General features: G+C 69.0%; 23 protein-coding genes and 1 pseudogene. 11 read left to right on the top strand and 13 right to left on the bottom strand.

Translation table 11 applies throughout. The features are described from left to right. Positions 1 to 407: 407 nt before the first annotated feature. On the top strand, positions 408 to 1328 hold the full coding sequence (locus tag ACIHCQ_RS34605) for a TauD/TfdA family dioxygenase (RefSeq protein ID WP_399671628.1): 921 nt from the start codon (positions 408 to 410) through the stop codon (positions 1326 to 1328). A gap of 14 nt (positions 1329 to 1342) precedes the next feature. Here the strand turns inward: ACIHCQ_RS34605 and ACIHCQ_RS34600 are convergent, their stop codons facing one another. From ACIHCQ_RS34600 to ACIHCQ_RS34585, 4 genes are all read right to left on the bottom strand, one after another. Next, positions 1343 to 2629 (bottom strand): MFS transporter, encoded by a 1287-nt coding sequence (locus ACIHCQ_RS34600; RefSeq protein WP_399671624.1) that lies wholly within the window; start codon positions 2627 to 2629, stop codon positions 1343 to 1345. 204 nt (positions 2630 to 2833) lie between these two features. After that, the gene (locus ACIHCQ_RS34595) at positions 2834 to 3349 is read right to left on the bottom strand and encodes a VOC family protein (protein ID WP_399671621.1); all 516 of its coding nucleotides are present in this window, start codon (positions 3347 to 3349) and stop codon (positions 2834 to 2836) included. Between the two features lie 23 nt (positions 3350 to 3372). Beyond that, on the bottom strand, positions 3373 to 5172 hold the full coding sequence (locus tag ACIHCQ_RS34590; protein ID WP_399671618.1) for a gamma-glutamyltransferase family protein: 1800 nt from the start codon (positions 5170 to 5172) through the stop codon (positions 3373 to 3375). Further along, positions 5169 to 5396: an MbtH family protein gene (locus tag ACIHCQ_RS34585; RefSeq protein WP_399671615.1), complete on the bottom strand. Its 228-nt coding sequence runs from the start codon at positions 5394 to 5396 to the stop codon at positions 5169 to 5171. The genes ACIHCQ_RS34590 and ACIHCQ_RS34585 overlap by 4 nt, the downstream gene beginning before the upstream one ends. 95 nt (positions 5397 to 5491) lie before the next feature. Here ACIHCQ_RS34585 and ACIHCQ_RS34580 point away from each other — a divergent pair, with 95 nt between their 5' ends. After that, positions 5492 to 6589: a branched-chain amino acid aminotransferase gene (locus ACIHCQ_RS34580; RefSeq protein WP_399671612.1), complete on the top strand. Its 1098-nt coding sequence runs from the start codon at positions 5492 to 5494 to the stop codon at positions 6587 to 6589. Between the two features lie 75 nt (positions 6590 to 6664). On the opposite strand, the gene ACIHCQ_RS34575 is transcribed toward ACIHCQ_RS34580, so the two are convergent. From ACIHCQ_RS34575 to ACIHCQ_RS34565, 3 genes are read right to left on the bottom strand one after another with little or no spacing between them, the layout of a single operon-like run. Further along, entirely contained in the window at positions 6665 to 7081 is a 417-nt protein-coding gene (locus tag ACIHCQ_RS34575; protein WP_399671609.1) for a cupin domain-containing protein, read from the bottom strand. Next, entirely contained in the window at positions 7078 to 8121 is a 1044-nt protein-coding gene (locus ACIHCQ_RS34570; RefSeq protein WP_399671606.1) for a class I SAM-dependent methyltransferase, read from the bottom strand. The genes ACIHCQ_RS34575 and ACIHCQ_RS34570 overlap by 4 nt, the downstream gene beginning before the upstream one ends. Positions 8122 to 8142: 21 nt before the next feature. After that, entirely contained in the window at positions 8143 to 8940 is a 798-nt protein-coding gene (locus tag ACIHCQ_RS34565) for an L-tyrosine 3-hydroxylase (RefSeq protein WP_399671603.1), read from the bottom strand. Between the two features lie 459 nt (positions 8941 to 9399). Here ACIHCQ_RS34565 and ACIHCQ_RS34560 point away from each other — a divergent pair, with 459 nt between their 5' ends. From ACIHCQ_RS34560 to ACIHCQ_RS34535, 6 genes are all read left to right on the top strand, one after another. After that, positions 9400 to 9789, top strand: coding sequence for a RidA family protein (locus tag ACIHCQ_RS34560; RefSeq protein WP_399671600.1), 390 nt, complete (start codon positions 9400 to 9402; stop codon positions 9787 to 9789). Positions 9790 to 9803: 14 nt separating this feature from the next. After that, entirely contained in the window at positions 9804 to 10700 is an 897-nt protein-coding gene (locus tag ACIHCQ_RS34555; protein ID WP_399671597.1) for an LLM class flavin-dependent oxidoreductase, read from the top strand. A gap of 220 nt (positions 10701 to 10920) precedes the next feature. Next, positions 10921 to 11058, top strand: a complete 138-nt coding sequence (locus ACIHCQ_RS34550) for a hypothetical protein (RefSeq protein ID WP_399671594.1) — start codon at positions 10921 to 10923, stop codon at positions 11056 to 11058. Between the two features lie 64 nt (positions 11059 to 11122). After that, positions 11123 to 11464: a VOC family protein gene (locus ACIHCQ_RS34545; RefSeq protein ID WP_399671591.1), complete on the top strand. Its 342-nt coding sequence runs from the start codon at positions 11123 to 11125 to the stop codon at positions 11462 to 11464. A gap of 206 nt (positions 11465 to 11670) precedes the next feature. Further along, positions 11671 to 12756, top strand: coding sequence for a MerR family transcriptional regulator (locus ACIHCQ_RS34540; protein WP_399671589.1), 1086 nt, complete (start codon positions 11671 to 11673; stop codon positions 12754 to 12756). A 722-nt stretch (positions 12757 to 13478) separates the two neighbouring features. Beyond that, positions 13479 to 14900 carry a cation:dicarboxylate symporter family transporter gene (locus tag ACIHCQ_RS34535; protein ID WP_399671586.1) on the top strand — a complete coding sequence of 474 codons (1422 nt, stop codon included), beginning with the start codon at positions 13479 to 13481 and terminating at the stop codon, positions 14898 to 14900. 68 nt (positions 14901 to 14968) lie between these two features. Here ACIHCQ_RS34535 and ACIHCQ_RS34530 read toward each other — a convergent pair whose 3' ends face one another. Together ACIHCQ_RS34530 and ACIHCQ_RS34525 are read right to left on the bottom strand one after the other, a co-directional pair. After that, positions 14969 to 15385: a VOC family protein gene (locus ACIHCQ_RS34530; protein ID WP_399671640.1), complete on the bottom strand. Its 417-nt coding sequence runs from the start codon at positions 15383 to 15385 to the stop codon at positions 14969 to 14971. A 78-nt stretch (positions 15386 to 15463) separates the two neighbouring features. Further along, positions 15464 to 15781: pseudogene (locus tag ACIHCQ_RS34525) on the bottom strand (VOC family protein); the annotation flags it as partial. Between the two features lie 201 nt (positions 15782 to 15982). On the opposite strand from ACIHCQ_RS34525, the gene ACIHCQ_RS34520 reads away from it, so the two are divergent. Further along, complete coding sequence (locus tag ACIHCQ_RS34520; protein ID WP_399671583.1) at positions 15983 to 16405, top strand: DUF350 domain-containing protein; 423 nt, start codon at positions 15983 to 15985, stop codon at positions 16403 to 16405. Here ACIHCQ_RS34520 and ACIHCQ_RS34515 read toward each other — a convergent pair. The 4 genes from ACIHCQ_RS34515 to ACIHCQ_RS34500 all read right to left on the bottom strand — a co-directional run bounded on the left by ACIHCQ_RS34515 (position 16383) and on the right by ACIHCQ_RS34500 (position 22046). After that, positions 16383 to 17831 (bottom strand): AlkA N-terminal domain-containing protein, encoded by a 1449-nt coding sequence (locus ACIHCQ_RS34515; RefSeq protein WP_399671580.1) that lies wholly within the window; start codon positions 17829 to 17831, stop codon positions 16383 to 16385. The two genes, ACIHCQ_RS34520 and ACIHCQ_RS34515, sit on opposite strands and share 23 nt — an antisense overlap. Positions 17832 to 17899: 68 nt before the next feature. After that, positions 17900 to 19135: an NAD(P)/FAD-dependent oxidoreductase gene (locus ACIHCQ_RS34510; protein WP_399671577.1), complete on the bottom strand. Its 1236-nt coding sequence runs from the start codon at positions 19133 to 19135 to the stop codon at positions 17900 to 17902. Then, positions 19132 to 20571 carry an FAD-dependent oxidoreductase gene (locus ACIHCQ_RS34505; protein ID WP_399671573.1) on the bottom strand — a complete coding sequence of 480 codons (1440 nt, stop codon included), beginning with the start codon at positions 20569 to 20571 and terminating at the stop codon, positions 19132 to 19134. The genes ACIHCQ_RS34510 and ACIHCQ_RS34505 overlap by 4 nt, the downstream gene beginning before the upstream one ends. After that, entirely contained in the window at positions 20568 to 22046 is a 1479-nt protein-coding gene (locus ACIHCQ_RS34500) for an FGGY family carbohydrate kinase (protein ID WP_399671570.1), read from the bottom strand. The genes ACIHCQ_RS34505 and ACIHCQ_RS34500 overlap by 4 nt, the downstream gene beginning before the upstream one ends. A gap of 321 nt (positions 22047 to 22367) precedes the next feature. On the opposite strand from ACIHCQ_RS34500, the gene ACIHCQ_RS34495 reads away from it, so the two are divergent. Both ACIHCQ_RS34495 and ACIHCQ_RS34490 read left to right on the top strand, forming a co-directional pair. Continuing rightward, complete coding sequence (locus tag ACIHCQ_RS34495; RefSeq protein WP_399671567.1) at positions 22368 to 23366, top strand: hypothetical protein; 999 nt, start codon at positions 22368 to 22370, stop codon at positions 23364 to 23366. A 112-nt stretch (positions 23367 to 23478) separates the two neighbouring features. Beyond that, positions 23479 to 25008: an amino acid permease gene (locus ACIHCQ_RS34490; RefSeq protein ID WP_399671564.1), complete on the top strand. Its 1530-nt coding sequence runs from the start codon at positions 23479 to 23481 to the stop codon at positions 25006 to 25008. Positions 25009 to 25143 lie beyond the last annotated feature (135 nt).

The raw sequence follows: 25143 nt of genomic DNA, 5'->3' as shown, positions 1-25143 counted from the left end.
TTCGCGATACGTCACCCGCCGTGTGCCGCACGACAGGGCCACCACGTCCGGTCCCGACGCCACCCGCCCCTCGAACAACTCCAGCAGATGACCGTTGCCGACATGGACTGATTCGTTCATCATCTACGCTCCATCAGCCGGGCACCCGCTCAGGGAAATAGGCGGTGCGATCTCTGAGAGTCCGACGCCTGCGCCGGTCAGAATTCTCGGGCCCTGCAATTTCCGAATGCTATCGATTCTCTCGGTCTGGCATTGCGAAAACTAGGCTCAGAATGATTCCGGACTGTCCCGCCGGCGAGACAAGCGGAATTCAAAGATCGGACGAGATTCCGTCCCGCCCGGGCCATGAGCGAAAGGTATGATCATTGATTCGCTATACCCTTGACGAGGCCGAAAAGGGTCACCTGTTGAAAACCGCCGTGAGGTTTCTGGCAGGTCATCTACCGTGGCACCCGATCCGTGACGCCGACGGTGTACGCCTGGAGGCCGAGACTCTGCCGATTGGCCTCCGCCGCTTCCTGGTGGGTGCGCGGGCCGACGAGGCGGAGGTCGTCACCTTGGCAAACCTGCCGGTGCAGGCCTGCCTCGGGCCCACCCCGGCCGACTGGCAGGCGGCGGAAGCGGCCGGCGCCGGCGCCCTGGAGGAAGTGGTGCTGCTGCTCTGTGCCTCCATAATGGGCGATCCGGTCGCCTGGGAAAGCCAGCAGAACGGGCGCCTGGTGCATGACGTCTGCCCGTCCAAGGGGCAGGAGGAATCACTCACGAGCGCCAGCAGCAAGGCGGGGCTGACTCTGCACACCGAGGACGTCTTCCACGCCTGCCGGGGCGATTACGTGGCGCTCATGTGCCTGCGCAATCCGGATCCAGTCGGCACCACGGTGGCCCGTGTGGACGCCTCCGCCCTGTCGGCGCGGACCCGGGCCGTCCTTCGGGAAAGCCGATTCCGCTTCTACGCCGACGACTCGCACGTCCCGGACTGTACGAACGGGCTGGAGGAGCGCCCCTACGAGACCGCCCCGGTACTCTTCGGCCCGTCCGATTCCCCCTACGTGCGCATGGACGCCGACTTCACCGGTACGGCCCCTGACGACGACGCGGCGGCGGCGGCGCTGCGGGAGTGTGCCGAGCTGCTGCACCAGGACGCCCGCAAGGTCGTCCTGCGAGCGGGCGAAGCGGTGTTCCTCGACAACTACCGCGTGGTACACGGCCGGGACGTTTTCGCACCCCGGTACGACGGAACGGATCGTTGGCTCAAGCGCACCAATATCGTGCGCGATCTGCGCCGGCTCTATGTGCACACGAACTCACGGTCACGTCTGCTGGTGTGAGCCACGGGATCATGTCAGTCACCGCGCCGCGGGCTCGGTGACTGACATGATGCGGACCGGCGTGCCGTGAGGGTCCGGAGCGCCGTAGTCGCGGCAGCCGCCAGGCCGAGCACCACGATGCCCATGGCGGCGAGCCGCAGTGTGTCCCCCGCCCCGAAGCCCGCGACCAGCGGACCGCCCAACGCCGAACCGAGCGGCACGGACAGCACCCGTACCGACGAACTCGCCGCGAGGACCTGCGGAAGCAGCGCAGCGGTTGTCGAACGCTGGAACAACGTGGTGGACAGCGACGAGTACGGCGGCCAGAGCAGGCCGGCGATGGCGAACGACCCCAGTGCGACCATATGGGGGACGTCCAAGCCGAGCGGCAGCATGACCGCCCCGAAGGCGATGACTATGCCGATCGTGGTCGGCCACAGCCGCCATTGGCTCAGATAGCCGGTCAGCGTCCCGCCGATCACCGCACCGACTCCGAAGGCGGTGTAGAAGCCGGCGAGCTGCCCGGCGGAACCCTGCAGGTCCTCCGATACATGCAGCGGCAGCGCCACGTAGACCGGGCCGAAGAGGAAGAAGAATCCGAAGCTCAGGGCCAGCAGACCGAGGAGCGTGGGGTTGCGCCGGATTACCGTGAAACCCGTGGCGCGGGAGGCGGTGTCGCTGTCGGCGTCGGCGTCGACGTCCCTCGCGGGTTCAGGCACTGAACTCGTCCGGATCGCGAGGAGGAAAGTGGCGGCGAGTACCGCGAAGGTCGCCGCGTCGACAGCGATGACGGTTGCCGCTCCGCCCCACATGATGAGAGGCGCCGCGATCATCGGACCGACGACGGTGCAGGACGAGCCGATCGTCGACAACACGGCGTTGCCCGCCAGGTGATCGCGTTCCGGCAGAACCCGGGCCAGCAGTGTGTAGACGCCGGCCTGTCCCCAGGAGTGCAGCACGGAAGAGGCCGCCAGCAGCACGACGTACAGCCCCATACCGAGCACGCCCAGTAAGTAGGCGATCGGGATGGCGCCCAAGGCGCACGCCCGCAGTGCCGCGTCCCAGCCCGCGAGCTGGGTGGGGGCGCGATCGCGCAGGAGCCGTCCGAGTACAAGTGCGCCGAACGCGCCTGGCAGTGTGTAGGCCGCCGCCGCCACGGCCACCCACACCGCGCGGTCGGCGGCCGGTGCCAGTTCGATCGCGAACCAGCTCACCGCGACCACGGCCATGCCGTCGCCCAACGAGGACAGTGCGAATCCGGGCAGCAGGCGCCGCACCGTCCGGTGGCTGAGAACCGGCCGGTAAGGGGAAGACTTCATCATTTTGTTCAGAGTGAAGGCCATTCATCTTCTCCAATCGTCCAGCATTGTCGGGCCCCACCCTTCCCGCGAACGCCGGGCGTGCGTGCATTTTTCACTCTCGGCATAGATTCGTCCGGTACGCACAGGCCCGGAACAGGGAGCAATCATGCCGGGACCGACAAAGCCGGTCCCGGCACGTTGAATACGCCGGTCTGGTGCGGAATGTCAGGCCCGCTCGCCCGGCAGGCAGGTGAACTCGAATTCGACGCCATTGATGTCGAAGGCGTAGAAGCTCTCCACACCGTCGCTGTCGACGACGACGTCGGTCGCCGGTTCGTCCCGCACGAAGGTGTACGCGCCCGACTGGCGGACCGAATGCCACCGGGCCTGCCAGGCCCGCAGTTCCTCGGACGTTCGCACTTCGATGCAGATGTGCTGGAACTGGTTGGTGTCCGCCGACGGTTGACGCCCGTGCTCGGCACCGCGGGTGAATACATGGAAACGCAGCCCGCCCGCGGTGAGTTCCGCCAGGCCGGAAAGTCCGGGCAGCCGTTCCATGCTGAGATCCGAGTACGTGTCCAGTGTCCAGGCGATCTCCGCCCCGAAGAACGCCTGGTACCAGTCGATGCTGGCGGCGAGGTCCCCGGTCTGTACGGCGATGTGGTGGAGCGTGAGCCCGGACGGTGAGGGCCGTACCTCCGGCAGCTCCCGCGGAGGCGTGTCCAGGGACGCGTCGGTCATGGAGTTTCCATTCTCTGGTCGGATCAGCGGCACATGGCGTACGGCTGACGGCCGCGAGGACTCGCGGCGGCCTGGAGCAGATCCCGATCCTGGTTCACGCCAACGGCGCAGACCTTGCCCAGGGACAACTCCGGTACAAGCTCAACTTCATGGCCGCGGGACCGCAGCTCCTCGATGACATCCGGATCGCAGTCGCGCTCCACGACGAGGACCTTCGGGCGTGACTCGTGTGGGGTGAAGGAGGCGGCGAAATGATCGGTGTGGAACGCGAGCGTCTCCGTCGCGGACTGCAAGTCGAGGCCGAACTCGGCCACGGCGAGGAAGAACCCGAGCGTCCACTGGTCTTGGCGGTCACCGCCGGGCGTACCGAAGGCCAGGGCCGGCTTGCCGTGTTTGAGGACGAGGCTGGGGCTGAGCGTGGTGCGCGGTCGGCGGCCGGGGCCGAAGGAGTTGGGATGTCCCTCCGTGAGGGTCATGGTCTGCGCCCGGGTGCCCAGGGAGAGACCCAAGCCCGGTATCACCGGGGAGCTCTTCAACCAGCCGCCGCTGGGCACCGCCGCGACCATATTGCCGAACCTGTCGGCGACCACGATGGTGCAGGTGTCGTTGCGCGCGGCCGTAGCCTTCACCACGGTCGGCAGACCATTGTGAATCTGGCTCATCCAGTGACTGTCCGTGGGCACCGGTGCGTCGGCCACCTGCTCGGGCACGAAAGGCCGGCGTCCGGACGGGGAGCCGGGCCGCAGGGCTTCGGCGGCCTTCGCCTCCACGAGCCTGCGGCGCTCCGCCGAATAGCCGGGGCTGAGCAGGACATCCATCGGAATATCGCTGTGGTCCGGGTCGCCGTACCACGCCTCCCGGTCCGCGAAGGCAAGCTTGGCGCACTCGGCCACCGTGTGGATGTAGTCCGCGCTGTTCAGGCCCATACCGCGCAGGTCGAAGCCGTCGAGCAGGGCGAGTTGCTGGAGGAAGACGGGGCTCTGCGACCACGGCCCCGGCTTGTGCACAGCGTAATCCCCGTACTGGAGCTGCACGGACCTTTCCACGGGCGCATGCCAGTTGGACATGTCCTGACCGGTCAGCAGTCCCTTGTTGCGGCGGCCGGTAGAGTCCAGGACCTCCGTCGTGGAGACGAAGGTGTCGATGGCCTCGGCCACAAAGCCCTGGTAGAACGCCCTCTCCGCGGCCGCGATCTGGGCCTCGCGCCCGCCGGCCACAGCGGCTGCCTCACGCAGAAGACGTTTGTAGGTGTCGGCGAGTACGGGATTGCGGAACCGCGAACCAACGGCGGGCGGACGGCCGTCCGGCAGGTAGACACGACCCGACTCCACCCACTCGGTCATGAACAGCGGCGCCAGCACCTCGATCGCGTCGGCGGTGCCGGCAAGGAGGGGGAATCCGTTCTCCGCGTATCCGATCGCGTGGTCAAGGATGTCGGCCAGGGGCAGGGTGCCGTGCTCCGACAGCAACCGCATCCAGGCACCGAAGGCGCCCGGGACCACAGCCGGCAGGAGACCCGACCCCGGTATCTCATTCAGTCCCAGCGACCGGATGTGGTCAATGGTGGCGGCCTGGGGCGTTGGCCCCTGGCCGCAGACCACTTGCACGCTGTTCGTAGCCGCCGAGTAGGAGACGATCGGTACATCGCCGCCCAGCCCGTTGAAGTGCGGCTCTACGACCTGCAGCACGAACCCGGCAGAAGCGGCGGCGTCAAAGGCGTTTCCGCCCTTCTCCAGCACAGCCATGGCAGCCGCCGCGGGCAGCCAGTGGGTCGAGGAGACGGCACCAAAGGTGCCGGTCAGCTCCGGCCTTCCCGCATTCAATTCAACGCGCCTTCCTGTGTGGCGGACGCCGTCACCAGACTCTTGGGACGCATATCCGTCCAGTTTTCTTCGATGTAGTCGAGGCACCCTTGCCGGGTGTCCTCGCCGTGGGCGGGATTCCAGCCTGCCGGTACATCGGCGAAAGCAGGCCAAAGCGAGTGCTGATTCTCATCATTCGTCAGCACCAGGTAGACGCCGTCCGCGTCCTCAAAAGGATTGTTCACCGCTGTCCTCCATCGCTCATTTCTTGTCTCGCTGGCGGGACACGACGGTAGCCTGACCGCTGTCACAGACGAGCCAATATTTTGGAGGCAATCCCGTGACCACTGCCGCGCAGACCGACTTCGAGCGCAACCTCTTGGAATCACGATTGTCCGACACGGAACGAGAATCTCGGGTTGCCGCACCTGTATTCGGGACCGTCTTCACCGAACACATGGTGACCGTCAGATTCACAGAAGGTAGAGGCTGGCACAGTCCGCGCGTAGAGCCGTTCGGTCCGATACCGATGTCACCGGCGACCGCCGTACTGCATTATGGCCAGGAAATCTTCGAAGGTCTCAAGGTCTATCGGACGCCCGACGGTGCCATGCAGCTCTTCCGTCCGGAGATGAATGCCCGCAGGTTCCGGGCTTCCGCCCGGCGCCTGGCCATGCCCGAGGTACCCGATGAGCTCTTCCTCGCTGCCCTGGAAGAGCTGGCCGGGGCGGACCGGAAATGGCTGCCGGGCGGACCGGGAACGAGCTTGTATCTGCGGCCGTTCCTCATCGCCAGCGAGGAGTTCATCGGTGTGCGCCCCGCGGCGGAATACCTGTTCGGCGTCATCGCCTGCCCAGTCGGGGCCGCCTTCCCCGGTGGCACCTCCCCGCTCACCGTGCTGGTCTCCGACGACTACACGCGAGCCGCGCCCGGCGGCACCGGTGAGGCCAAGTGCGGTGGGAACTACGCCGCTTCGATGCCCGCCCAGGCCCGCGCGGCGGCTGTCGGCTGCGACCAGGTCGTCTTCCTCGACGCCGCCGAGCACCGGTATGTCGAGGAACTGGGCGGCATGAACGTCTTCTTCGTTTTCGACGACGGCACGCTCGTCACACCTCCGCTCGGCGGCACCATCCTGCCCGGTATCACACGCGACTCGGTCATGACCCTTGCGGCGGCCGCCGGCCACCGGTTGGTGGAGCGGCCGTACACGATGGAGGAGTGGCGCGCGGACGCGTCCTCCGGCCATCTGCACGAGGTCTTCGCCTGCGGTACCGCGGCGGTGGTTACCCCGATCGGCACGGTCCGGTCGGCCGGGGAAGAGTTCCGGATCCACGAGGGGAAGGCCGGCCCGGTGACCGAGCGGCTGCGTGCCAGCCTCACAGACATCCAGTATGGGCGGATCCCGGATACGTTCGGATGGACCCGGCGGATCCGGTAGCCGGCCGGGGCTGGGACCGAGCCAGGACCCCGCAGGGGCATACGGGGAACCCGGCCTCGGGGACACGGTTCAAGGTCAGCCTACTGCGACGGACTTGTCGCCGGTGAGCAGGATTCCCAGGCAGTAGCTCCCCGGAACGGCCTTCTTGGTGACGAAATGATGCACCGTTCCCGTCGGGATGAGCATCGTCGCGGGCGAGGTCAGCTCGTAGAGCTCCCCGTCGGCGTTCACCTCGATCACTGCTCCGCCCGGCTCGGGAGACAGCAGCAGATAGATCTCCGGAACTTCGTGTGTGTGCGGGGCCGCCACCGGCTTTCCGACCTTGTCACTTATCTCGCCGCCGGCGATCTCGATCTCCTGGCCGCCGAGCATCGACTTCGTCAGGTAGAACGGGGTCTCCCCGAAATGGCCCGGGATCTGCAAGAGGACGGGCAGGTCCTGCTCCACGAGCGGTGTGGAAGAGGGGGTCGCGGTGTTCTGGTCCATGGTCATCGTGTGCCTCCGGACTCACGCGGGGCGAGTCGGTAGATGAAGCTGAACGCCGGGAGGTCGATCAGCCGTCGGTCGGCGATGAGCCATCCGCTCTCGTCGAGAACGGACTGCCACTCTTCGAGGGTGGGCAGGTACTGGTCCATCACCGTGTGCACGGTTTCGAATCCGAGCGTGAACATGGGGTGCTCGGGACCGTCGACACCAGTGGAGCGGCAGGTGTCGCCGAGGATCAGGTTCTTCAGGTTGGGGAAGGCCTCACGCAACCCGCGCAGCGTCCGCACCGCGTTGTCGTGCGGCCAGAAGTCGTGCCCCATCAGGAAGCACGTCACCAGGTCGACATCCTCGTAGTCCGGGCGCGAGGTCAGGTTCAGCACATCGTCCTGAACCAGGGTGATGCGGTCCTCCAGACCGGCTTCGCCGACTGCTTCCTTGGACACCGAGATCGCGCCTTCGGCCATATCGATACCGATGGCCCGGATACCGGGCCGGTGCCCGGCAAGCATCACGATGCGGTCCGCGCTCCCACAGCCCAGGTCCGCGACGGTGCGGAAATGTACCTCCTCGATCAGCTCCCGGAAAGGCGGGTCGAAGAAGGTACGGGCGATGCTGCGGCAGGCCACACTGATCGCGCGGGCGTCACGCCGTACGAAGTGGCCCTCCCGGTCAGTTTTCTTGATCATGGTCGGCAGCGTGGTGAACAGCTCTCCGCATCCTCGGGTGAGCCAGTAGAAGAAGCCCTTGGTGCTGAAGGCGCTCTCGAAGCCCATGTCGGTGACGGCTTCCGCCCGTGTGGCGTCGAGGCTGACGATCCGCCTGCTGGAGAGGGCGACCAGGATGGCGCGCACCGCCTCCGGATCCGCGTCGTGGCTCGCGACGAAGGCGGATATCTCCACGCGCCCGGCGGATGCCAGTTCGTCGAGCAGGCCTATCTCCCAGGCTGCGCTGAGGGCGGCTGAGGCGATGGCGCCGTTGAAGGTGTCCGCACAGTACCGGTCCTCCTGGGAGAGCGCTGTGCCGGCTACGGCTTGCGAAATGGTCATGAAAACCTATCCATTCGAAGGTCAGGAGGTGGAAAGCTGGTACGCGGGACCAGTCCCTGGCATCACGGCAAGTTCCACCAGCTCGCGCAGCGTCCGCGTGAACGAATCCTTGAGGGCCAGGACATCGCCGGCCAGGAGCGCGACCGGTTCGTCCTCGGTCTGCGGGGCACAGACGGGGTAGAGGCCGTTGGCGCACACGTCGAGGTGGATCGCGTGGATTCTGCGGATCCCCTGCCGTAGCACATCTTCGTGGCTGACGGGCATCCTGGTCGTGAGGAAGATCCCGTCGTACAGCCACAGCAGCGTCTGGCGGTGCAGCCTGCGGACGCCCTGATCACGTACGCCGGGCGTCAGCAGGAGTGACACGCCCGAAGGGACGACGCGGGCGGCGATACCTTCGTGAACGCGTTCGTTCAGTTCGCATTCGCGAGCAAGAGCCGCGGCCTCCGTCTCGCCACCCAGCGTGATCTTTCCTCTGACGAGGGGACGCACATCGGTGTAGTCACGCGCCCAGGCCCCGCTGAGGTTCGGGTGCTGGCGTGCCATGGGGTCCCGGATGATCCGCTCGTACATCTGCCGGGGAGGGGAGCTGGTGTAGAGCAGCATCAAGGAGTAGCCGCGGACCAGAGTGCGGGCCCTGCGAGCGAGTGCGTCCCGGTCCGCCTCCGGAGAGCGCGCCTCGTCCAGGGTCGCGGCAAGGAGTTGCCAGAGGACAAAGGTGGTCTGATGGCCGGTGACCCACCGGAACCAGAACAGGCGATCCACCTCGGCGTCGTCGGCTGGGACGAGGTCGGAGACATCATTCCCGTCCGTCGACATGAACGCACCGTCCTCCAGAAGCAGTCCCGCATTCGTCCCAGCATTCTGGAGATCCCGCCCGGATTCCCGGGGAACCCATTGGGCAGGCAGTGCCAATGGCTCCAGTCCGTAAACGTGGCCACCGAACTCCCAACTCCCTGATTTCGGCATCGCGGACGACAGGGCTTTGATGTCAGAAAAATTCATGGATGCTTTCCGGTGTGTAGGGAGGTCGGACTCCGGACCCGTGGGAAGCGGAGGGCCGTGCCGGATGGATTCAGGTTGTCAACTTACGCTCGGTCGTCTCCGTGGAAGTTTGTGTGGGAAGTCAAAATTCCGATCCGAGTCGGCAACGTTTCGTCTCGCCGGCGAGACGGGCGGACCAACGGATCGAAGATGTCGGCTACGTTCTTTGCCGTACCCGTCGCCCCCGGGTGGTCCGCCCGGCCAGAAGAATCCAGAAGAATTGAGACAGAGACTGTGCTGGAACATAAACTCGTCGCCGCCGGAACTCACTTCGAGGAGATATTTGGCTATTCTCGTGCGGTGCGGGTCGGCCCGTGGGTGGCGATCGCGGGATGTACGGCCGCGGCTCCCGAAGGCCCGGTCGGGGGTGCGGACATCGTCGCCCAGACCACCGAGTGCCTGCGTCGTGTCCAGGGAGCACTCGAAGACACCGGCGCGTCGCTGCGGGACGTGATCCGCACTCGTTTCTACGTCACGGACATCAGCGCCCTTGAGGCCATCGGGCGGGTCCACCTCGCCTTCTTCGGGGAAGTGCTGCCGGCCAGCACCATCGTCGAGGTGTCGGCGCTCGCCCATCCCGCGCTTCTGGTGGAAGTGGAAGCCGACGCCGTAGTCGACGACTGAAGTCTGGAGTTCACATGCGTACCGGAGTCATGATCCTGCCGGAGAAGCGATGGCCGGAGGCCATGCACCAATGGCGAACGGTTGACGAGTTGGGATTCGACTCGGCTTGGACCTATGACCATGTGTCGTGGCGAGGACTCCAGGACGGCGCGTGGTTCTCCGCGTTTCCCGTATTGACCGCCGCCGCGTGCGTCACGAGCCGGATCACCCTCGGCACCCTCGTCGCTTCTCCGAACTTCCGGCACCCGGTGACAACGGCGAAGGACGCCATCGCCGTCGACGACATCTCGGGCGGTCGATTCGTGCTCGGCATCGGGGCGGGTTCCGTCGGCGCCGGGGACTCGAACGTCACCACACGGCAGACGTTCTCCCGAGGCGAACGGACCGTCCGTTTCGAGGAGTTCGTCACGCTGACCGACAGGCTCCTCCGGGAGCCGGTCACGACACACCACGGCACTCATTTCTCCGCGTACGACGCACGGATGATCCCCGGCTGTGTACAGCGCCCCCGGCTTCCGATGGCCATCGCCGGTACGGGTCCTCGGGGGCTGGCTCTGGCGGCCCGCCACGGCCAGGCGTGGGTCACCGTTGGCCCTGCCGACTGGGCTCGGGGATTCACGCCTGAGGAGTGCTTGGAAGCAGTAACCGCCCAGGTAGCAGCTGTGCGTGACGCCTGCCACCGGATCGGCCGGGACGATGCCGACCTCGACCGGATCTTCGTGGTGACGGACCAGGCGGGGGACTTTTTGACGTCACCCGCTTCCTTCCTCCGCCTCGCGGAGGCTTACGCCAAGGCGGGCGTGACCCATCTCGTCGTGCACTGGCCTCGCGAGGAGGGGGTCTACGCCGCCGGCCAAGAGATCTTGCACCGCATTGCGCAGGAGGCTCTCCCCAGGGTCCGGGAACTGTGACGCGGGCTCGTCCGCTCAGATCTGTGGCCACTGACGCCCAGCACCGTGGTGTGGGAAGCGGGAGCCGTGGAACGGCACGGACTCGTTGACGGTGACAAAGGCGCCGACGTCGTGGCAAAGACCTATTCGACGCGGGGCCCCGTCTCCCGAGACGCTCGCCGTTGGTACCGGGAGACCTGCTGTTCTTCGGCGCCGGCCCGCGCCCGGAGCGCTGCGGCACATGGTCATCGACCACCTCGAAGCGCACCCCGGTGAGGCGTTCACCGCCACCAAGATCAGCCGCCTGATCGAGAAGTCCTCCGGCCCATCGCCAACGCCCTGGTCACCCTCACCCGGCAAGGCATCGCCGAGCAAGTGAGCGACAAGCCACGCACCTACCGCCGGGCTGCCGCGTCTCACCGCGTCATGCTGGTCAGGGCGCAGTGGTCGAAGCGGTTCCTCTGCCATCGTCGAGGACGCCTCGCCGGAAACAGGGGACCGAGGCGCCGCCGGTCGGCGGTCTGGCCGGCAGTCCGGCCTTCCTGTTCGTCTATGTCGAACATGTGGACGCGGTCGTCGCCCGGGCCGTGGAGCTGGGGGCGACGCTCAAGCGGGCGCCGGAAAATCAGTTCTACGGGGACCGGGACGGATCCGTCGTGGATCCGTACGGGCACACCTGGACCGTGGCCACGCATGTGGAGGACGTGGCGCCGGAGGAGATGGCGCGGCGGATGGCCGCCATGCAGGAGCAGGGTGGCCTGACCCAGTCGGACAGTTGTACATAGAGGCGCGATACGGCCGTTGCACGGATCTGTACGGCAGATGTACGGGTGACCCGGTTGGACCCGGTGTCCCCGCACCGGGCCCCAGCCGTACGGAGCCGGCGGTGTCCGCTGTCGCTGCCCTACGCTCCGCTCAGGCTTCAAGCCGACCGGCTGAGGTTGACCCTCGACCTGGTGGAGGGCTCAGAGTTCTGGGTGTGGAGAGCGAGATGCGCAGCATTGGTGAGATGGCCCGGGACAGCGGACTGAGCGTGAGCGCCCTGCGGTTCTACGACGGTGCCGGTGTGCTGGTCCCTGCCTGGGTGGATCCCGTGAGTGGCTACCGCTGGTACGGCCCCCAGCAGCTCGAAGAGGCCCGGTTGCTGGCCCGGTTGCGCCGGGCCGGTATGCCGTTGCCGGACATTCGGCTGGTGCTGGCCGGCTGGTCCAGCGCGGACACCGACCTGGTGCGGAAGCTGCTTCAGGCGCATCTGCGCCGTCTTGAACTGGGGTTGTCCGATGCCCGCAGTGAGTTCTCCACGGTCCGAGCACTACTCGAACACAGAGGGAATTCGATGACTTCGCTTCACACCGCCGCCGCCGTCCGGCTGACCGTCTCCGCGCCCGGGCTGGCCGCCGCGCTGGACGCGGTCCGTTTCGCCGCCAGTACCGACCCGGAGCTGCCGATGCTCGGCGGTGTCCTGTTCGACATCGAGGGCGAGGCCCTCCATGTCGTAGCCACCGACCGGTACCGGATGGCCGTCGCGCAAGCCGGTACCACCGGGCATGGCGGTCCCCGTGTCCAGGTCATCGTGCCTGTCCCGCTCGCCGACGCGATGCGGGCGTTGCTGAGTGGCGAGGAGTCCGTACAGCTCGCCGTGGACGGTGACCGCGTGACGTTGGAGACCGGGGACCGTCAGGCGGCCGGTCAGTGCCTCGATCACGACTTCCCTGACTACCGTCGCCTCGTCCACTTGCCGGCCGGGCGCCGCGTCCTTGTCGATGTGCCGGCTTTCCAGGCGGCGGTGGAGACCGGTCCCGTCCGCGCCGGCGAGGTACGCAAGCCGGACGATGTGTCCTGCGACCTCAGCGTGCTCAAAGTGACGGCCGACGGAGCGGTGACCGTCTGCGAGGACGGTGACGACGACCAGCATTGTGTCGCCGTCAACCGCGAGTTCCTGCTCCACGCACTCGCCGCCGGAGCCCGAGACCAACTGATTCTGGAGTTCGGCGCCCCTACGGCGCCCCTGGCGATCCACAGGCCCGACACCGAGGACACGTTCTCGATGCTGATGCCGGTCCGCCTGGAGAACTAACGCATCCAGGTACTCCAATTCCCCCTGGAAAGGCAGGCGGCGTATGCCGAGACCTTCCGTCGCCTCAGAACCTTCGAGGCACTTCTCACCAAGGCGTGAATGATCGACTCGCGGCGGGTGGGCTGACCACCTGACCAACTCATTGCCCTGCACCGCAGGAAGTAACTGGCCGATCCGGTGGAGGCATCATGACCGCCGGTCGGCCGATGACGCAGGGCAACACACCGGCCGTGGTGGTCGACGGCTTGCCCGGCACCCGCGGTCAACGCCATGCTCGGGCCCCTGCGTCTGCGCCCGTGATCAGGCCGTATCGGTTGCAGGCACCGGCGCGGTGTCCTCGCTGGTGGCGGGTAGGCCACTCGCGAGGGCCTTCAAGACCGGCAATCTCCGGTAGCCCGTAGGGGCCGCGGGAGTCGACCCAGACCTTGACGAAAGTTGATGTCGGCCAGGTCGATCTCGGCGGTGACGAGCTTCTCCTCCGAGCCGGTTGTGCGGGCCGACCAAGCCGCGAGGCCGCCGGATCAGCCCCCGCTGTCACGCCCCTCGTCAGCAACCACCTCGCCCGGCGGGATGAGTCGCGGCCCCCAAGACACGGCCACGACCCACCACGACACACCACGTTTACTCGTGCGACCCGGCTATGTGATGCGACTTCAGCAGACTCCCTCGAAGCAATCCGGAATCAATCTTCCGACATTCGGAAGTCGAGCCAAGGAGTCCCTTTGCCCGCCGCACCCACAGCCGTACCCTCCGGCTCCGCCGCGCCGCCGAAGCAGCCGCGCGGCAAGGCGTCCGCCGTCCTCCTCTCCCCCTTCGCCCAGGTCGTCGCCGCCATACTTCTCGGCATAGCCGTCGGCGCGATCTGGCCGGGCGGCGCGGACACTCTCAAGCTCCTCGCGGACGGCTTCCTGCGCGCGATCAAGATGGTGATCTCGCCGCTGGTCTTCTGTGTCGTCGTCATCGGCATCGCGAAGGCCGGGGACCTGAAGTCGGTCGGCCGGATCGGCGTCAAGGCGCTGATCTGGTTCGAGGTGGTGACGACCATCGCACTGTTGCTGGGCCTGGTCGTCGGCAACGTCTTCCAGCCCGGCGCCGGATTCGCCGGTGGCAACCCGCAGCTCGACGCGGACGCCGTCGATGAGAAGACGGCGGGCGCGGAACTGCCCGGCGTCTCCGGCTTCCTGCTCGAAATCGTCCCGACCAGCGCGGTCGGCGCTTTCGCCGAGAACTCGCTGCTCCAAGTGCTGCTGCTCGCCGTGCTGTCCGGCGCCGCGATCCTGCACCTGGGACAGAACAAGGCCCCGCTGGTTCTCGACCTGATCAGTCAGGCGAGCGACGTCATCTTCAAGATCGTCGGATATGTGATGAAGCTGGCGCCGCTCGCCGCCTTCGGCTCCGCCGCATACCTGATCGGCCAGTACGGGCTGTCGGCCCTGTCGTCGTACGGCAAGCTCATCGCGGCCTGTTACGGCGCCGCGCTGCTGTTCATCATCGGACTCGGGGTGCTGCTGCGGGTGTTCACGGGCCTGAGCCTGTGGCGCTTCCTCGTCTACATCCGCTCGGAGCTCTCGCTGGCCGTGGCCACGGCGTCGAGTGAATCCGTCATGCCGCGGCTGATGCAGAAGCTGCGCGGGGCAGGGTGCGGCGAGGCCCCGACCGGTCTGGTGCTGCCGACCGGGTATTCCTTCAACCTGGACGGCGCGTCCATCTATCTGTCGCTGGCCACGCTGTTCATGGCGCAGGCGGTCGGGGTGGATCTGTCGATCGGACAGCAGGTCACCGTCGTACTGGTCCTGATGCTGACCTCGAAGGGCATGGCGGGCATTCCGGGTTCGGCCTTCCTGGCGCTCTCGGCGACGGTCGCCGCGCTGGACGTACTGCCCGCGGGCTCGGTGGCGCTGCTGCTGGCGGCCGACCGGCTGATGGACACCATGCGGGTCGTCACCAATCTGCTGGGCAACTGCGTCGCCACGTTCGTGGTCGCGCGATGGGAGGGGCTGCTCGACACAACAGCCGCGAAAGCCGCGCTGGCGGGGAAGGCCGCGCCGGAAACCGTGGCGGTGCCGGTGGCAGCGGCGCCTGGTATCCCGGCGCAGACCGATGGCCCGCACGCGACCGTCACCGCGGAGTCGGCGACGCACTGAGCGGGCTCCGCGCGCCGGCCTTCGTCCCCGTGCCCGTGCGCGGGTGCGAAGGCCGGCGCACGGCCGGATCAGCGGTTCGTCGTCGCGGGGATCGTCTGGCCGATGCCGTGCAGGTTGCCTTCGCTGTCGCGGAACCACGCGGCCCGCTCGCCGCCACCCCCCGCGGACGGGTAGTTGCCCGCGACCTCGGCGATCCCGTCGACGGTACGCAGCCCGGGGAGGTCGACCTCCTCGAACTCCACGCCGCGCTTGCGCAGCTCCGCCACCACCGCCTCGATGTCGTTGACCTGCCACGCCATCTGGGTGTGCTCCCCGGACGGCCGTCCGGCGGACTCGAAGACCGAGAAACTCCCGCTTCGGCACGCGTAGCGCAAGCCGCCCGGCCGCGTCTCGGTGGGCTGGAGGCCGAGCTTCTCGGCGTAGAAGCGCCTCGCGCGGTCGAGGTCCTGGGCGGGCAGCCGGGTGGAGACGACAGCGTCGGCCAGCGGTCCGCTGCCCGCCTGCCGTGCCCGCTCCCCACGGCCCGCCCAGTACGCCTCGGTCAGTTCGATGATCTGCAGGTAGTTGCCGTCGGGGTCGAGTACGGTGCCGAACCACGCTCCGGCCTGCTCCCGGTACTCCAGCCCGGCGAGCCAGGTCACCCCGAGAGAGTTCAGCTGCCCCGCGGTCGTCCGGGCGTCGTCGACATGCACATTGAGGATCAACCTGGCCGGTTCCGCGGCCTCGGCCGCCACGTCGTCGCGGCCGTCGACCAGCAGACCGACCTCGCCGAGCGACAGGAACCCGTCGGCGTCCGCAGTCACGCCGAAGGCACTCCCGTACCAGGAACGAAGCCGCTCCGGGTCCTTACTGGCCAGCAGGATGCTGCCGATCGCGGGCATCGATGTCATGAATGGCTCCTATGTGGCTGCATGGCTCGTCCTGTCAGAGGTGCAGACCTTGTTCGCCGCTCAAACTCATCGCTGAACTCATCGCCGCGATGATCGACGCGCCGGAACCGTGCGGTAGATTTTGCGCGCCTCTGACCAGCATCAACTTCAAGACAGTTCAAGACACTTCAAGACACGGAGACTGGCCCCTCAATGAGCGACATCCTCAATGGACTCGGCCGCGCGAGCGCGTACGGCGCACTCGGTGTGGTCCTTCTGATCCTCGGCATATTCCTGGTCGATCTCCTGACGCCCGGGAAGCTCGGCCGGCAGATCTGGCAGGACCGCAATCGCAACGCCGCCCTGCTGCTCAGCTCGGCGCTGCTCGGTATCGGCGGCGTCGTCTTCACGTCGATCTGGACGACCTACGACGACTTCGGCAAGGGGCTGGCCTCGACCGCCGCGTTCGGGCTGCTGGGTCTTGTGATGATGGCGGTGGCCTTCCTGGTGGTGGACCTGGTCACGCCGGGCAGGCTGGGAGCGACCCTGGTCGAGACGGAGCCGCACCCGGCGGTGTGGGTGACGGCGTCCTGCAATATCGCGGTGTCCGCGATCATTTCGGCGTCCATCGCCTGAGGGGCCCGGCCCAGAGGTGGTGCATCGCGTACGTACGCCAGGGCCGCCACCCCTCCGCGTCGGCCCGGGCCGCGCCGTCTTCGGCCAGGTACACATCGGGGTCGCCGAGCGCGCGCATCCGGATGTAGCCCGCCGCCCAGGGGCCGATGCCGGGTAGCGCGAGCAGCTGCCTCTCGGTCTCGTCCCGGTCGGCGCCCGGGTCGAGGGTGACGGCACCCGCGGCGAGCGCGGCGGCCAGCGTACGCAGCGTGGCCCGCCGCGCAGTGGCCGGCTCCAGCCCCGCCAGGGTCTCCGCCTGCGGGAACAGATGGGTGAGCCCGCCGCTCGGTGCGGGCAGCGGTTCGCCGTACGCCGCGACCAGGGCGTCGCCGAGCTGCCGTCCCTCCTGCAACGGCAGCCCCTCGCCCAGTACGGCCCGGACCGCGAGTTCGTGCGGGTCGGCGCTGCCCGGGGCGCGCAGTCCGGGGCGGGCGGCCACCAGCGGGGCCAGCGCCGGGTCCGTACGGAGGCGTTCGGCGACGGCGCAGGGGTCGGCGTCCAGGTCGAAGAGGCGGCGCATCCGTTGCGTGGCCGTCGTCAGGTCGCGCAGATCGGTGAGGTGCAGCCGGCACTCCAGCCAGCCGCCCGCGCCCGGCTGCTCGCCGACCTCGGCGATGCCGGGGCCGCCGGGCAGCCGCAGGGTGCGGCGGTAGACGCGGGAGCCGCGTACGCCGACGAGCTCCTCGATGCCCGCGAGCGCGCGGCTGCCGAGGTGGTCGAAGACTTCCGTCGAGGCGTACGGACCCCGGTACGCCAGCCGCAGTGGCACTCCCGCTGCCGCGCCGGGTGCTACGGAGCCGAAGCGTGAGGCCCGCCCCGGCCGGGCGGAGCGGAGTTCGCTGGGGGTGGCCGCGTAGATCTCGCGGATGGTGTCGTTGAACTGCCGTACGCTCGCGAATCCCGCCGCGAAGGCAACCTCCGCCGTCTGCATGGTCGTGGTCTGGAGCAGTACGCGCGCGGTGTGGCCGCGCTGGGCCCGCGCCAGGGCGATCGGGCCCGCGCCGAGTTCGGCGTTGAGCTGCCGCTGCACCTGCCGGGCGCTGTAGCCCAGCCGGTGGGCCAGGCCCGCGACGCCCTCCCGGTCCACGATTCCGTCGCCGATCAACCGCATCGCGCGCCCGACGACATCGGCGCGGGCGTTCCACTCGGCGGAGCCCGGCACGGCGTCGGGGCGGCAGCGGCGGCAGGCCCGGAAGCCCCCGCTCTGGGCCGCCGCGGCCGTCCGGTAGAACGACACGTTCTGGCGCTTGGGGGTGATCGCGGGGCAGCTCGGGCGGCAGTAGATCCCGGTGGTGGAGACGGCGAAGAAGAACACGCCGTCGAACCTGGCGTCCCGGCTGCACACCGCCTCGTACCTGCTGTCCTGCCTGGTGTCCTCGCTCGTCATACGGCCAGTATGGGCACCTTGCCGACGGCGCGGCTGGCGGAAATCGGACGCGACATTCCGCTGAGCTCTCAGTACGCAGTGATCGTCACCGGGCCGCCGCCCGGGTCCGTCCTGCCCGTCCAGTCGGCGCGCAGATGCAGCGCCCGGCCCGGCAGCGCCGTACGCGGCGAGGGCTGCCGGTGCAGCACCCTGCCGTCCTGACTGACCACGAGGAGGGGGAGGGCGAGCGGCTCGGACGTACGCAGGATGAACCGGCCGCGCAGCGGGCGGGGGCCGTCCGGGGCCACGCGGTTCGGCGCCACCCACCGCAGCGGTCCCTCGCCCCGTACCGGCAGACCCGGGCCCGGCCACGCTTCCCCCGCGAGGTGGCGCTCCACCCGGCCGGCGGCGCACCGGCCCTCCTCGGCGGCCGTGGACGCCGACTCGACTCCGTGGAGCAGGTTGCCGACGGCGAAGACGCCGGGCTCCGCCGTACGGAACGCGGCGTCGACCGACGGGCCGCGGGTGCCGGGGTCGAGCGGAATGGAGCCGCGCCGGGCCAGTTCATGGTCGGGGATCCAGTCGCCCGTGAACACGATCGTGTCGCAGCCGATGGTCGTCGTCCTGCCGTCGCGGTGCCGCAGCGCGACCCCGGTCAGCCTGGACCGGCCCGCCAGGTCGCTCACGGTGGTGTCGGTGAGCAGCGGGACAGGGGGTCTCAGGCCGCTCAGTCGGTGGGACGGCTGGTCAGTGACCATGGCGGCGACCTCGACGCCGCCCGCCCGCAGCGTACGCACCGCGGAGAAGGCGATGGGCTCGGCGCCGACGACGACGGCGCGGCTGCCGACCCGCTGCCCGTACAGATGGACCGCCTGCTGGAGCTCCCCCGTGGTGAACACCCCCGCGGGCCGCGTGCCGGGCACCAGCCGGGCGCTGCGCGGGCGTTCACGGGCTCCGGTGGCAAGGACGACGGCCCGCGCGGTGATCCGCTCCAGACCCGCCGGTCCTGTGGTCTCCAGGGTGCGCGGGCCTGCCCAGCCCGTGACGGTGACGCCGGTACGCAGGTCCGCTCCGGCGCGCAGCGCTTCGGCGGCGAGGTGGGTGGCGTACCGCGGGCCGCTCATCGGGCGGCGCAGGTCCAGGTCTCGCAGGCCGAAACCGCCGTGGTGGCAGTGGCGCGGGACGCCGCCCGGGTGCTGCTCGCGTTCGATGACCTCGACCCGGCGGCGGCGCGTACCCTCCGCGGCCAGCCGGGCGGCAGCCGCGAGACCTGCCGGGCCCGCGCCGACGATCAGGACGTCGACCGTACGCGTGAGGCGGGTCATCGCCGTGCCTCGCGTGCCTGCGGTACTTCGCGCGCCTCGAACAGTTCGCGTACCGCCGGGCCGCAGTAGAAGCCCTGGCAGCGCCCGCCGCCCGCCCGCGTACGGCGGCGGAGTCCGTCGAGCGAGCCCGGCGGGATCGTGGCGGCCAGGGCGTCGCGGATCTCGCCTCGGGAGACCCGTTCGCAGTGGCAGACGAGCGTGCCGTACTCGGGATCGGCGGCGATGAGATCGGCGCGCTGGTACGGCCGTGGGAACGCCTCCCCCAGGTTCGGCATCCGTACGGGCTCCAGCTCGCGCGCCGGGCCCAGGTCGAGCCCCGCGTCCGCCAGCAGTCCGGTCACATACGCGGCGATCGCCATCGAGGCGGTCAGCCCGGTGGAGCGGATGGAGCCGACGGCGACGTACCGCTGTTCCGGGCGCGACCGGATCCGGTAGTCGTCGTGCTCGGTGGCGGCGCGCAGACCCGCGTAGACGGCGGTGATCTCCTCGTCGAGCAGCTCCGGCAGGATCCGGCGCCCCTTCTGCCTGAGGAGGTCGAGTCCTTCGGCGGTCGACGCGGTGGCTTGTTTGTCGTCCAGGTCTTCGGCGGTCGGGCCGAGCAGCACATTGCCGTACACGGTCGGCGCGACCAGCACTCCCTTGCCGAGCGCGGTCGGCACCGGCAGCAGGATGTGGCGGACGAGTTCGCGGGCGAGCTTGTCGAAGACGATGAGCTGGCCGCGGCGCGGGGTGACGGTGAAATCCGTGTGGCCGAGCTCCCGGTCGAGTTCGTCGGCGTACAGACCGGCGGCATTGACGAGGTAGCGACCGCGCAGCGGGCCGCGACTGGTGGCGATTTCGTGGTGGGCGCCGCCGGTCACGCCTGTCACGCCGGTGACCCGGCCGACCCGGCAGTTCAGATGCAGGCCGACGCCGCCGCGGACGGCCTGGGTGGCGTACGCGAGTGTCGTCGTCCAGGGGCAGATGATGCTCTCGCCCGGGACATGGAGCGCGCCGAGCGCGCCCGGACCGAGGTGCGGTTCACGCTCGCGCACCTCGTCCGCGCCGATCAGCCGCGCGTCGTGGTAGCCGTTGCGTTCGGCCTTGGCGGCGAGGCCGGGGAGCGCGGCGAGCTGTTCGCGGTCCCAGGCGACGAGGAGCGCGCCGAGCGGTTCGACGGGGATGCCCGTCTCGGCGGCGTACGCGGCGAGCCGGCGCTGTCCGTCGCGTACGAGCCGGGATTCGAGGGAGCCGGGGACGGCGTCGAAGCCGGTGTGCAGGATCGCCGTGTTCGCCTTCGACGTGCCGTTGCCGACGTCGTCGGACGCGTCCACGAGGGCGGTACGCAGGCGGTGGCGGGCGAGTTCGCGGGCGATGGCCGAGCCGACCACGCCCGCGCCGACGACGATCACGTCGTGGAGCGTGTCCGGCAGCGTCCCGGTGGTCGTGACGGTCACGGTGCTCCCGGGGGCGTACGGTCCAGCAGCGCGGCCACCTCGGCACGGAAGCGCCCGAGGCGCTCGGCCGCCGCCGTCGCGCTGATCCGCGGCTCGTAGACGGCGGCCGGTTTCCAGGGCGGCAGTACCTGCTCCGCCGTCAGCCCCGGGTCGATGCCGAGCCGTGCCACGGCGGCCACGCCCAGCGCGGTCGCGTCGGGCAGCGCCGATACCTCGACGGGCAGTTGGAGCAGATCGGCCTGGGTCTGCATCAGCAGCGCCGAGCGGGTAAGACCGCCGTCGACCCGCAGGGTGGTGAGCGGCGCGCCGAGGTCGGCGGCCACCGCGTCGGTGAGCGCGACCACCTGAGCGGCGATGCCTTCGCACAGGGCGCGCACCAGCTGTCCGGGGCCGGTGTCCAGGCCGAGGCCGGTCAGCGAGCCGCGCAGATCGCCGCGCCACCAGGGGGCGGCGAGTCCGGCGAGGGCCGGTACGAAGGTGACGCCGCCGCTGTCGGGGACGGCGGAGCCGACCGGGTCCAGGTCGGCGGCGCCGGAGATCACTCCGAGGTCGGTGAGCCAGCGGACCGCGGAGGCGGCCGTGTAGACCTGTCCGTCGAGGCAGTAGCTGGTGTGGCCGCCGAGCCGCCAGGCGACACAGCTGACCAGGCCACTCTTGGTACGGCGCGGCCGGGGGCCGGTCTGGGCGAGGAGGAACGCGCCGGTGCCGTACGTGCACTTGGCGGCGCCGGGTTCGGTGACGCTCTGGGCGAACAGGGCGGCCTGCTGGTCGACCAGCAGCCCGGTGAGCGGAATCCCGGGGCCTCCGGAGCCTCCCGGACTTCCCGAGTGACCGAATGCGGTGGTGATGCCGACCGGGGCGTCGGCGGCCACGACCTCCGGCAGCTGCTCGTCGGCCAGGCCGAAGATGTCGAGCGCCCGCGGCGACCACGCCACCCGGTCGAGGTCGAGCAGCTGGGTGCGCCCCGCGGTCGCCGCGTCCGTGACGAACGCACCGGTCAGCCGGTGGATCAGCCAGGCGTCGCTGGTGGTGACGACCCCGTCCCGGGTGAGCTCGCGGCGTATCCACGCCATTTTGGGCGCGGCGAAGTACGGGTCGAGGGGCAGCCCGGTCAGCTGCCTCAGGTCCTCGGCGTGCGGGGCGAGTTCCGCGCAGAGCGCTTCGGTCCGGCGGTCCTGCCAGACGATCGCGTCGGTCAGCGGCCGGCCCGTCGCGGGATCCCAGGCGAGGACCGTCTCGCCCTGGTTGGCGAGGCCCACGGCGGCGACCGGCTCTCCGGCCTCGGCCAGGGCCTGGCGTCCGGCGTCGATGACCGAGGAGAGCAGTACGGCCGGGTCGACCTCCACCCGGCCTCCTGGGCCGTAGCGGGGGTGCACCGGCGCGGAGCCGGTGCCGATCACGCCCCGCTCGGGGCAGACGACGAGCGCCTTCGTACCGGAGGTGCCCTGGTCGACGGCGAGCACAGGGCCTGTCATCGGGCCACCCCGCAGTTCGGATAGGAAGGTTCAGGAAGATCTGGCAGAAAGGTCCAGGAAGATCGCTCACGGATGCGTGGAGCAGGGTACACGCCGCCATCAAGGGTCTTCCCCGGCGCGCCTCCTCGCCCTATTCGTAACTGACATCTCATCACTTCCTTGCCGTCACTCTGTGGTTGGGTAAGATCAGCAAAATTCGACCATGCGTACGGCGCCAAACCAACGGTGCCGACCTACCCCCACCGTCCCAAGAGGACCCATGAAAATCACGATGCGGCGTAAGCGCCGCAGCAGACCGGGGACGGGAGCGGCGGCGGGCTGATGTCCCACGACGACTTCCGCCCGCTGTACCACCCCGCGGGTCACGACAACGAACTGCGCACCGCCATGCAGGACCTGCGCACCGGCCGCTGGGTGTCGATGCGGAACCTGCTGGCCGCCACCACCGACTTGACGCTGTGGACCCAGCGGACCCAGGTGCTCGCGGCGGTGGCCGCCGGTTCCGACGCGGTGCAGGCCTGGCGTACCGAGGAGCCGCGCTCCCTCGCCGCGATCGTGATGTACTGCCGGGTCCTGGTGGAGCGGGCGCTGCGCGCCCACCGCGAGAGGCACCGGCGCACCGAGGAGCTCTGGCACGAAGCCTGGGAGGCGTGCCGTATCGCCGCGCACCAGGCTCCGGACGATCCGGTGCCGTGGGTGTGCCTGCTGGCGCTGGCCCAGCTCGACGAGAAGCAGCGGATGGACGAGCACCGGTTGCCGCCGCCCGGCCCGATGCTGTTCCCCGGCCCGTGGGGTCTGCTGGCGGAGGCCGACAAACGCGATCCGTACAACCGCGAGGCGTACCACCGGATGCTGCAGTTCGTCTACGCGCGCAGGCCCGGCGGGCAGGTCTCGGAGGCGGTCAACTTCGTACAGTGGGCGGCGTCCTCGGCGCCCCCCGGTTCGCCGCTCCTGGCGCTTCCCCTGCATGTGCGGGTGGAGCGCTACCGCCGGGAGCGCGGGAACGAGAAGGCGCTGGACCTCCACTGGGTGACCGACGACGCGGCCCGGGACGCCGGGCGCGCTCTGCGCTTCTGGTTCGACCGGGTGCCCGACCCGGCCGGTGGTTCGCTGCTGGATCTCAACTACCTGGCGCACGCCCTGTGGGGTTCGCTCCAGTTCCCCGAGGCCGCGCCCGTGTTCGAGGCGCTCGGCCCGTACTTCACCACCTTGCCGTGGGCGTACCGCACAGTCGGCCCCAGTGACGCGGGGTCGGCGGAAGATGTGTTCCTCCGCGCGCGTGGGCGCTGCCTGGCCGCCGCGCAGGGTGCCGGTCCCTGACTCCGGTACGCCCGTACTTCCCTGTCCTGAGCACCTGCGCGCACCCGCGCTTCTCCCGCTCGTACGTCCCTGTCCCCTCAGTGCATCACCCTTTCCCCCCGGAGGTTCTTTGATGTCCATATCCCCGCCGAAATGGTCGAGTTCGGAAAAGGCTCCACCCAAGGACGAGGAGGAACGGCTACGGGAACTGGGCTATCAGCCCGTTCTGGCGCGCCGCATGGGAAGCTTCGGCAACTTCGCCATCAGCTTCTCTGTCATCTCCATCCTGTCCGGATGCATGACCCTGTACGGCTTCGGGCTGAACACCGGCGGCCCCGCGGTGATGCTGTGGGGCTGGCTGGGCGTCGGCCTGTTCGTCCTCTGCATCGGCATGGCGCTGGCAGAGGTGACGAGCGCGTACCCCACATCGGGCGCGCTCTACTACATGGCGCACCAGCTCGGCGGCCGTAAGTGGGGCTGGTACACCGGCTGGCTGAATCTTCTCGGCCTGCTCGGGGCCATCGCCGGTATCGACTACGGCTGCGCCCTGTTCACCGGCGCTTTCCTGAATCTGCAGTGGGGTTTCGATCCCACACCCGGCTCCACCATGATCATCTTCATGTGCATTCTGCTGGTGCACGCCACCCTGAACCTCTTCGGGGTACGGCTGGTCTCCGTGCTCAACTCGGTCAGCGTGTGGTGGCACCTGGGCGGCGTCGCCGTGATCGTCGGCGCGCTGGTCATCGTGCCCGACAACCACCAGTCCCCCGAGTTCGTCTTCGGTGAGTTCGTCAACAACACCGGCTGGGACAGTCCCATCTATGTGGCCGCGATCGGCCTGCTGCTCGCGCAGTACACCTTCTCCGGGTACGACGCCTCCGCGCACCTGTCGGAGGAGACCTCCAACGCCTCTGTCTCCGCCGCTCGCGGAATCGTGCGCTCCATCTGGGTCTCCTGGATCGCCGGTTTCGCCCTGCTGGCCGGTCTGACCTTCGCCATCCAGGATTACGCCGGCACCGTGGGCAGCACGACCGGCGTGCCGCCCGCGCAGATCCTGCTCGACGCGCTCGGCGAGGGCGGCGCGAAGGCGCTGCTGCTCGTCGTGATCGTGGCGCAGCTGTTCTGCGGCAACGCGGAGGTGGCCGCGGCCAGCCGTATGGTGTTCGCGTTCAGCCGGGACAACGCGCTGCCCGGCTCGGCGCTGTGGCGGAAGGTCAGCCGCTCCACCCAGACCCCCGTCAACGCGGTGTGGCTGTCGGTGATCTTCGCCTGCCTGCTGGCGCTGCCGTCCCTGTACTCGATGACCGCCTACAACGCGGTGGTCGCGATCAACGTCATCGGCATCACCCCCGCGTACGCGATCCCGATCTATCTGAAGCTGCGCGCCGGGGACCGCTTCGTGCCCGGCCCGTGGAGTCTGGGCCGCTGGAGCAAGCCGATCGGCTGGGTGGCTGTGGTGTGGGTGGCCTTCCTGACCGTGCTGTTCTGTCTGCCGCAGACGAGCCCGGTGACGGTCGACACGATGAACTACGCCTCGGTCGCGCTGGTCACGGTGCTGACGCTGGCCACGGTGTGGTGGTTTGTGGCACGCCGCTCGTACTCCACGCCGTCGTCGTACGGAAACGCCCGTGAGCAGGCGGAGATCGCGGATCAGATCGTCTGACGCGACGCGGGTCAGCGCAGGTCAGCGCTGGTCAGCACGTTTCAGCGCGCTTCAAGGGGCCCGTCTACGGACGGGCCCCTATGCTGTAGTCGGCGCGTTGTCCAGCCTTGACACCAACTGAGGCCCAACCGTAGC

It is taken from the genome of Streptomyces sp. NPDC052236 (assembly GCF_044548015.1).
Classification (GTDB): Bacteria; Actinomycetota; Actinomycetes; order Streptomycetales; family Streptomycetaceae; genus Streptomyces.
Note: the sequence above shows the minus strand (reverse complement) of the source record. Positions and strands in the feature narration are given on the sequence as shown.

Coding starts and splice junctions, on each gene's coding strand:
- ACIHCQ_RS34600 (WP_399671624.1), bottom strand. CDS start 2,629: ATGATGAAGTCTTCCCCTTACCGGCCGGTTCTCAGCCACCGGACGGTG.
- ACIHCQ_RS34595 (WP_399671621.1), bottom strand. CDS start 3,349: ATGACCGACGCGTCCCTGGACACGCCTCCGCGGGAGCTGCCGGAGGTA.
- ACIHCQ_RS34575 (WP_399671609.1), bottom strand. CDS start 7,081: ATGACCATGGACCAGAACACCGCGACCCCCTCTTCCACACCGCTCGTG.
- ACIHCQ_RS34570 (WP_399671606.1), bottom strand. CDS start 8,121: ATGACCATTTCGCAAGCCGTAGCCGGCACAGCGCTCTCCCAGGAGGAC.
- ACIHCQ_RS34565 (WP_399671603.1), bottom strand. CDS start 8,940: ATGTCGACGGACGGGAATGATGTCTCCGACCTCGTCCCAGCCGACGAC.
- ACIHCQ_RS34555 (WP_399671597.1), top strand. CDS start 9,804: ATGCGTACCGGAGTCATGATCCTGCCGGAGAAGCGATGGCCGGAGGCC.
- ACIHCQ_RS34550 (WP_399671594.1), top strand. CDS start 10,921: ATGGTCATCGACCACCTCGAAGCGCACCCCGGTGAGGCGTTCACCGCC.
- ACIHCQ_RS34540 (WP_399671589.1), top strand. CDS start 11,671: ATGCGCAGCATTGGTGAGATGGCCCGGGACAGCGGACTGAGCGTGAGC.
- ACIHCQ_RS34520 (WP_399671583.1), top strand. CDS start 15,983: ATGAGCGACATCCTCAATGGACTCGGCCGCGCGAGCGCGTACGGCGCA.
- ACIHCQ_RS34515 (WP_399671580.1), bottom strand. CDS start 17,831: ATGACGAGCGAGGACACCAGGCAGGACAGCAGGTACGAGGCGGTGTGC.
- ACIHCQ_RS34510 (WP_399671577.1), bottom strand. CDS start 19,135: ATGACCCGCCTCACGCGTACGGTCGACGTCCTGATCGTCGGCGCGGGC.
- ACIHCQ_RS34500 (WP_399671570.1), bottom strand. CDS start 22,046: ATGACAGGCCCTGTGCTCGCCGTCGACCAGGGCACCTCCGGTACGAAG.
- ACIHCQ_RS34495 (WP_399671567.1), top strand. CDS start 22,368: ATGTCCCACGACGACTTCCGCCCGCTGTACCACCCCGCGGGTCACGAC.
- ACIHCQ_RS34490 (WP_399671564.1), top strand. CDS start 23,479: ATGTCCATATCCCCGCCGAAATGGTCGAGTTCGGAAAAGGCTCCACCC.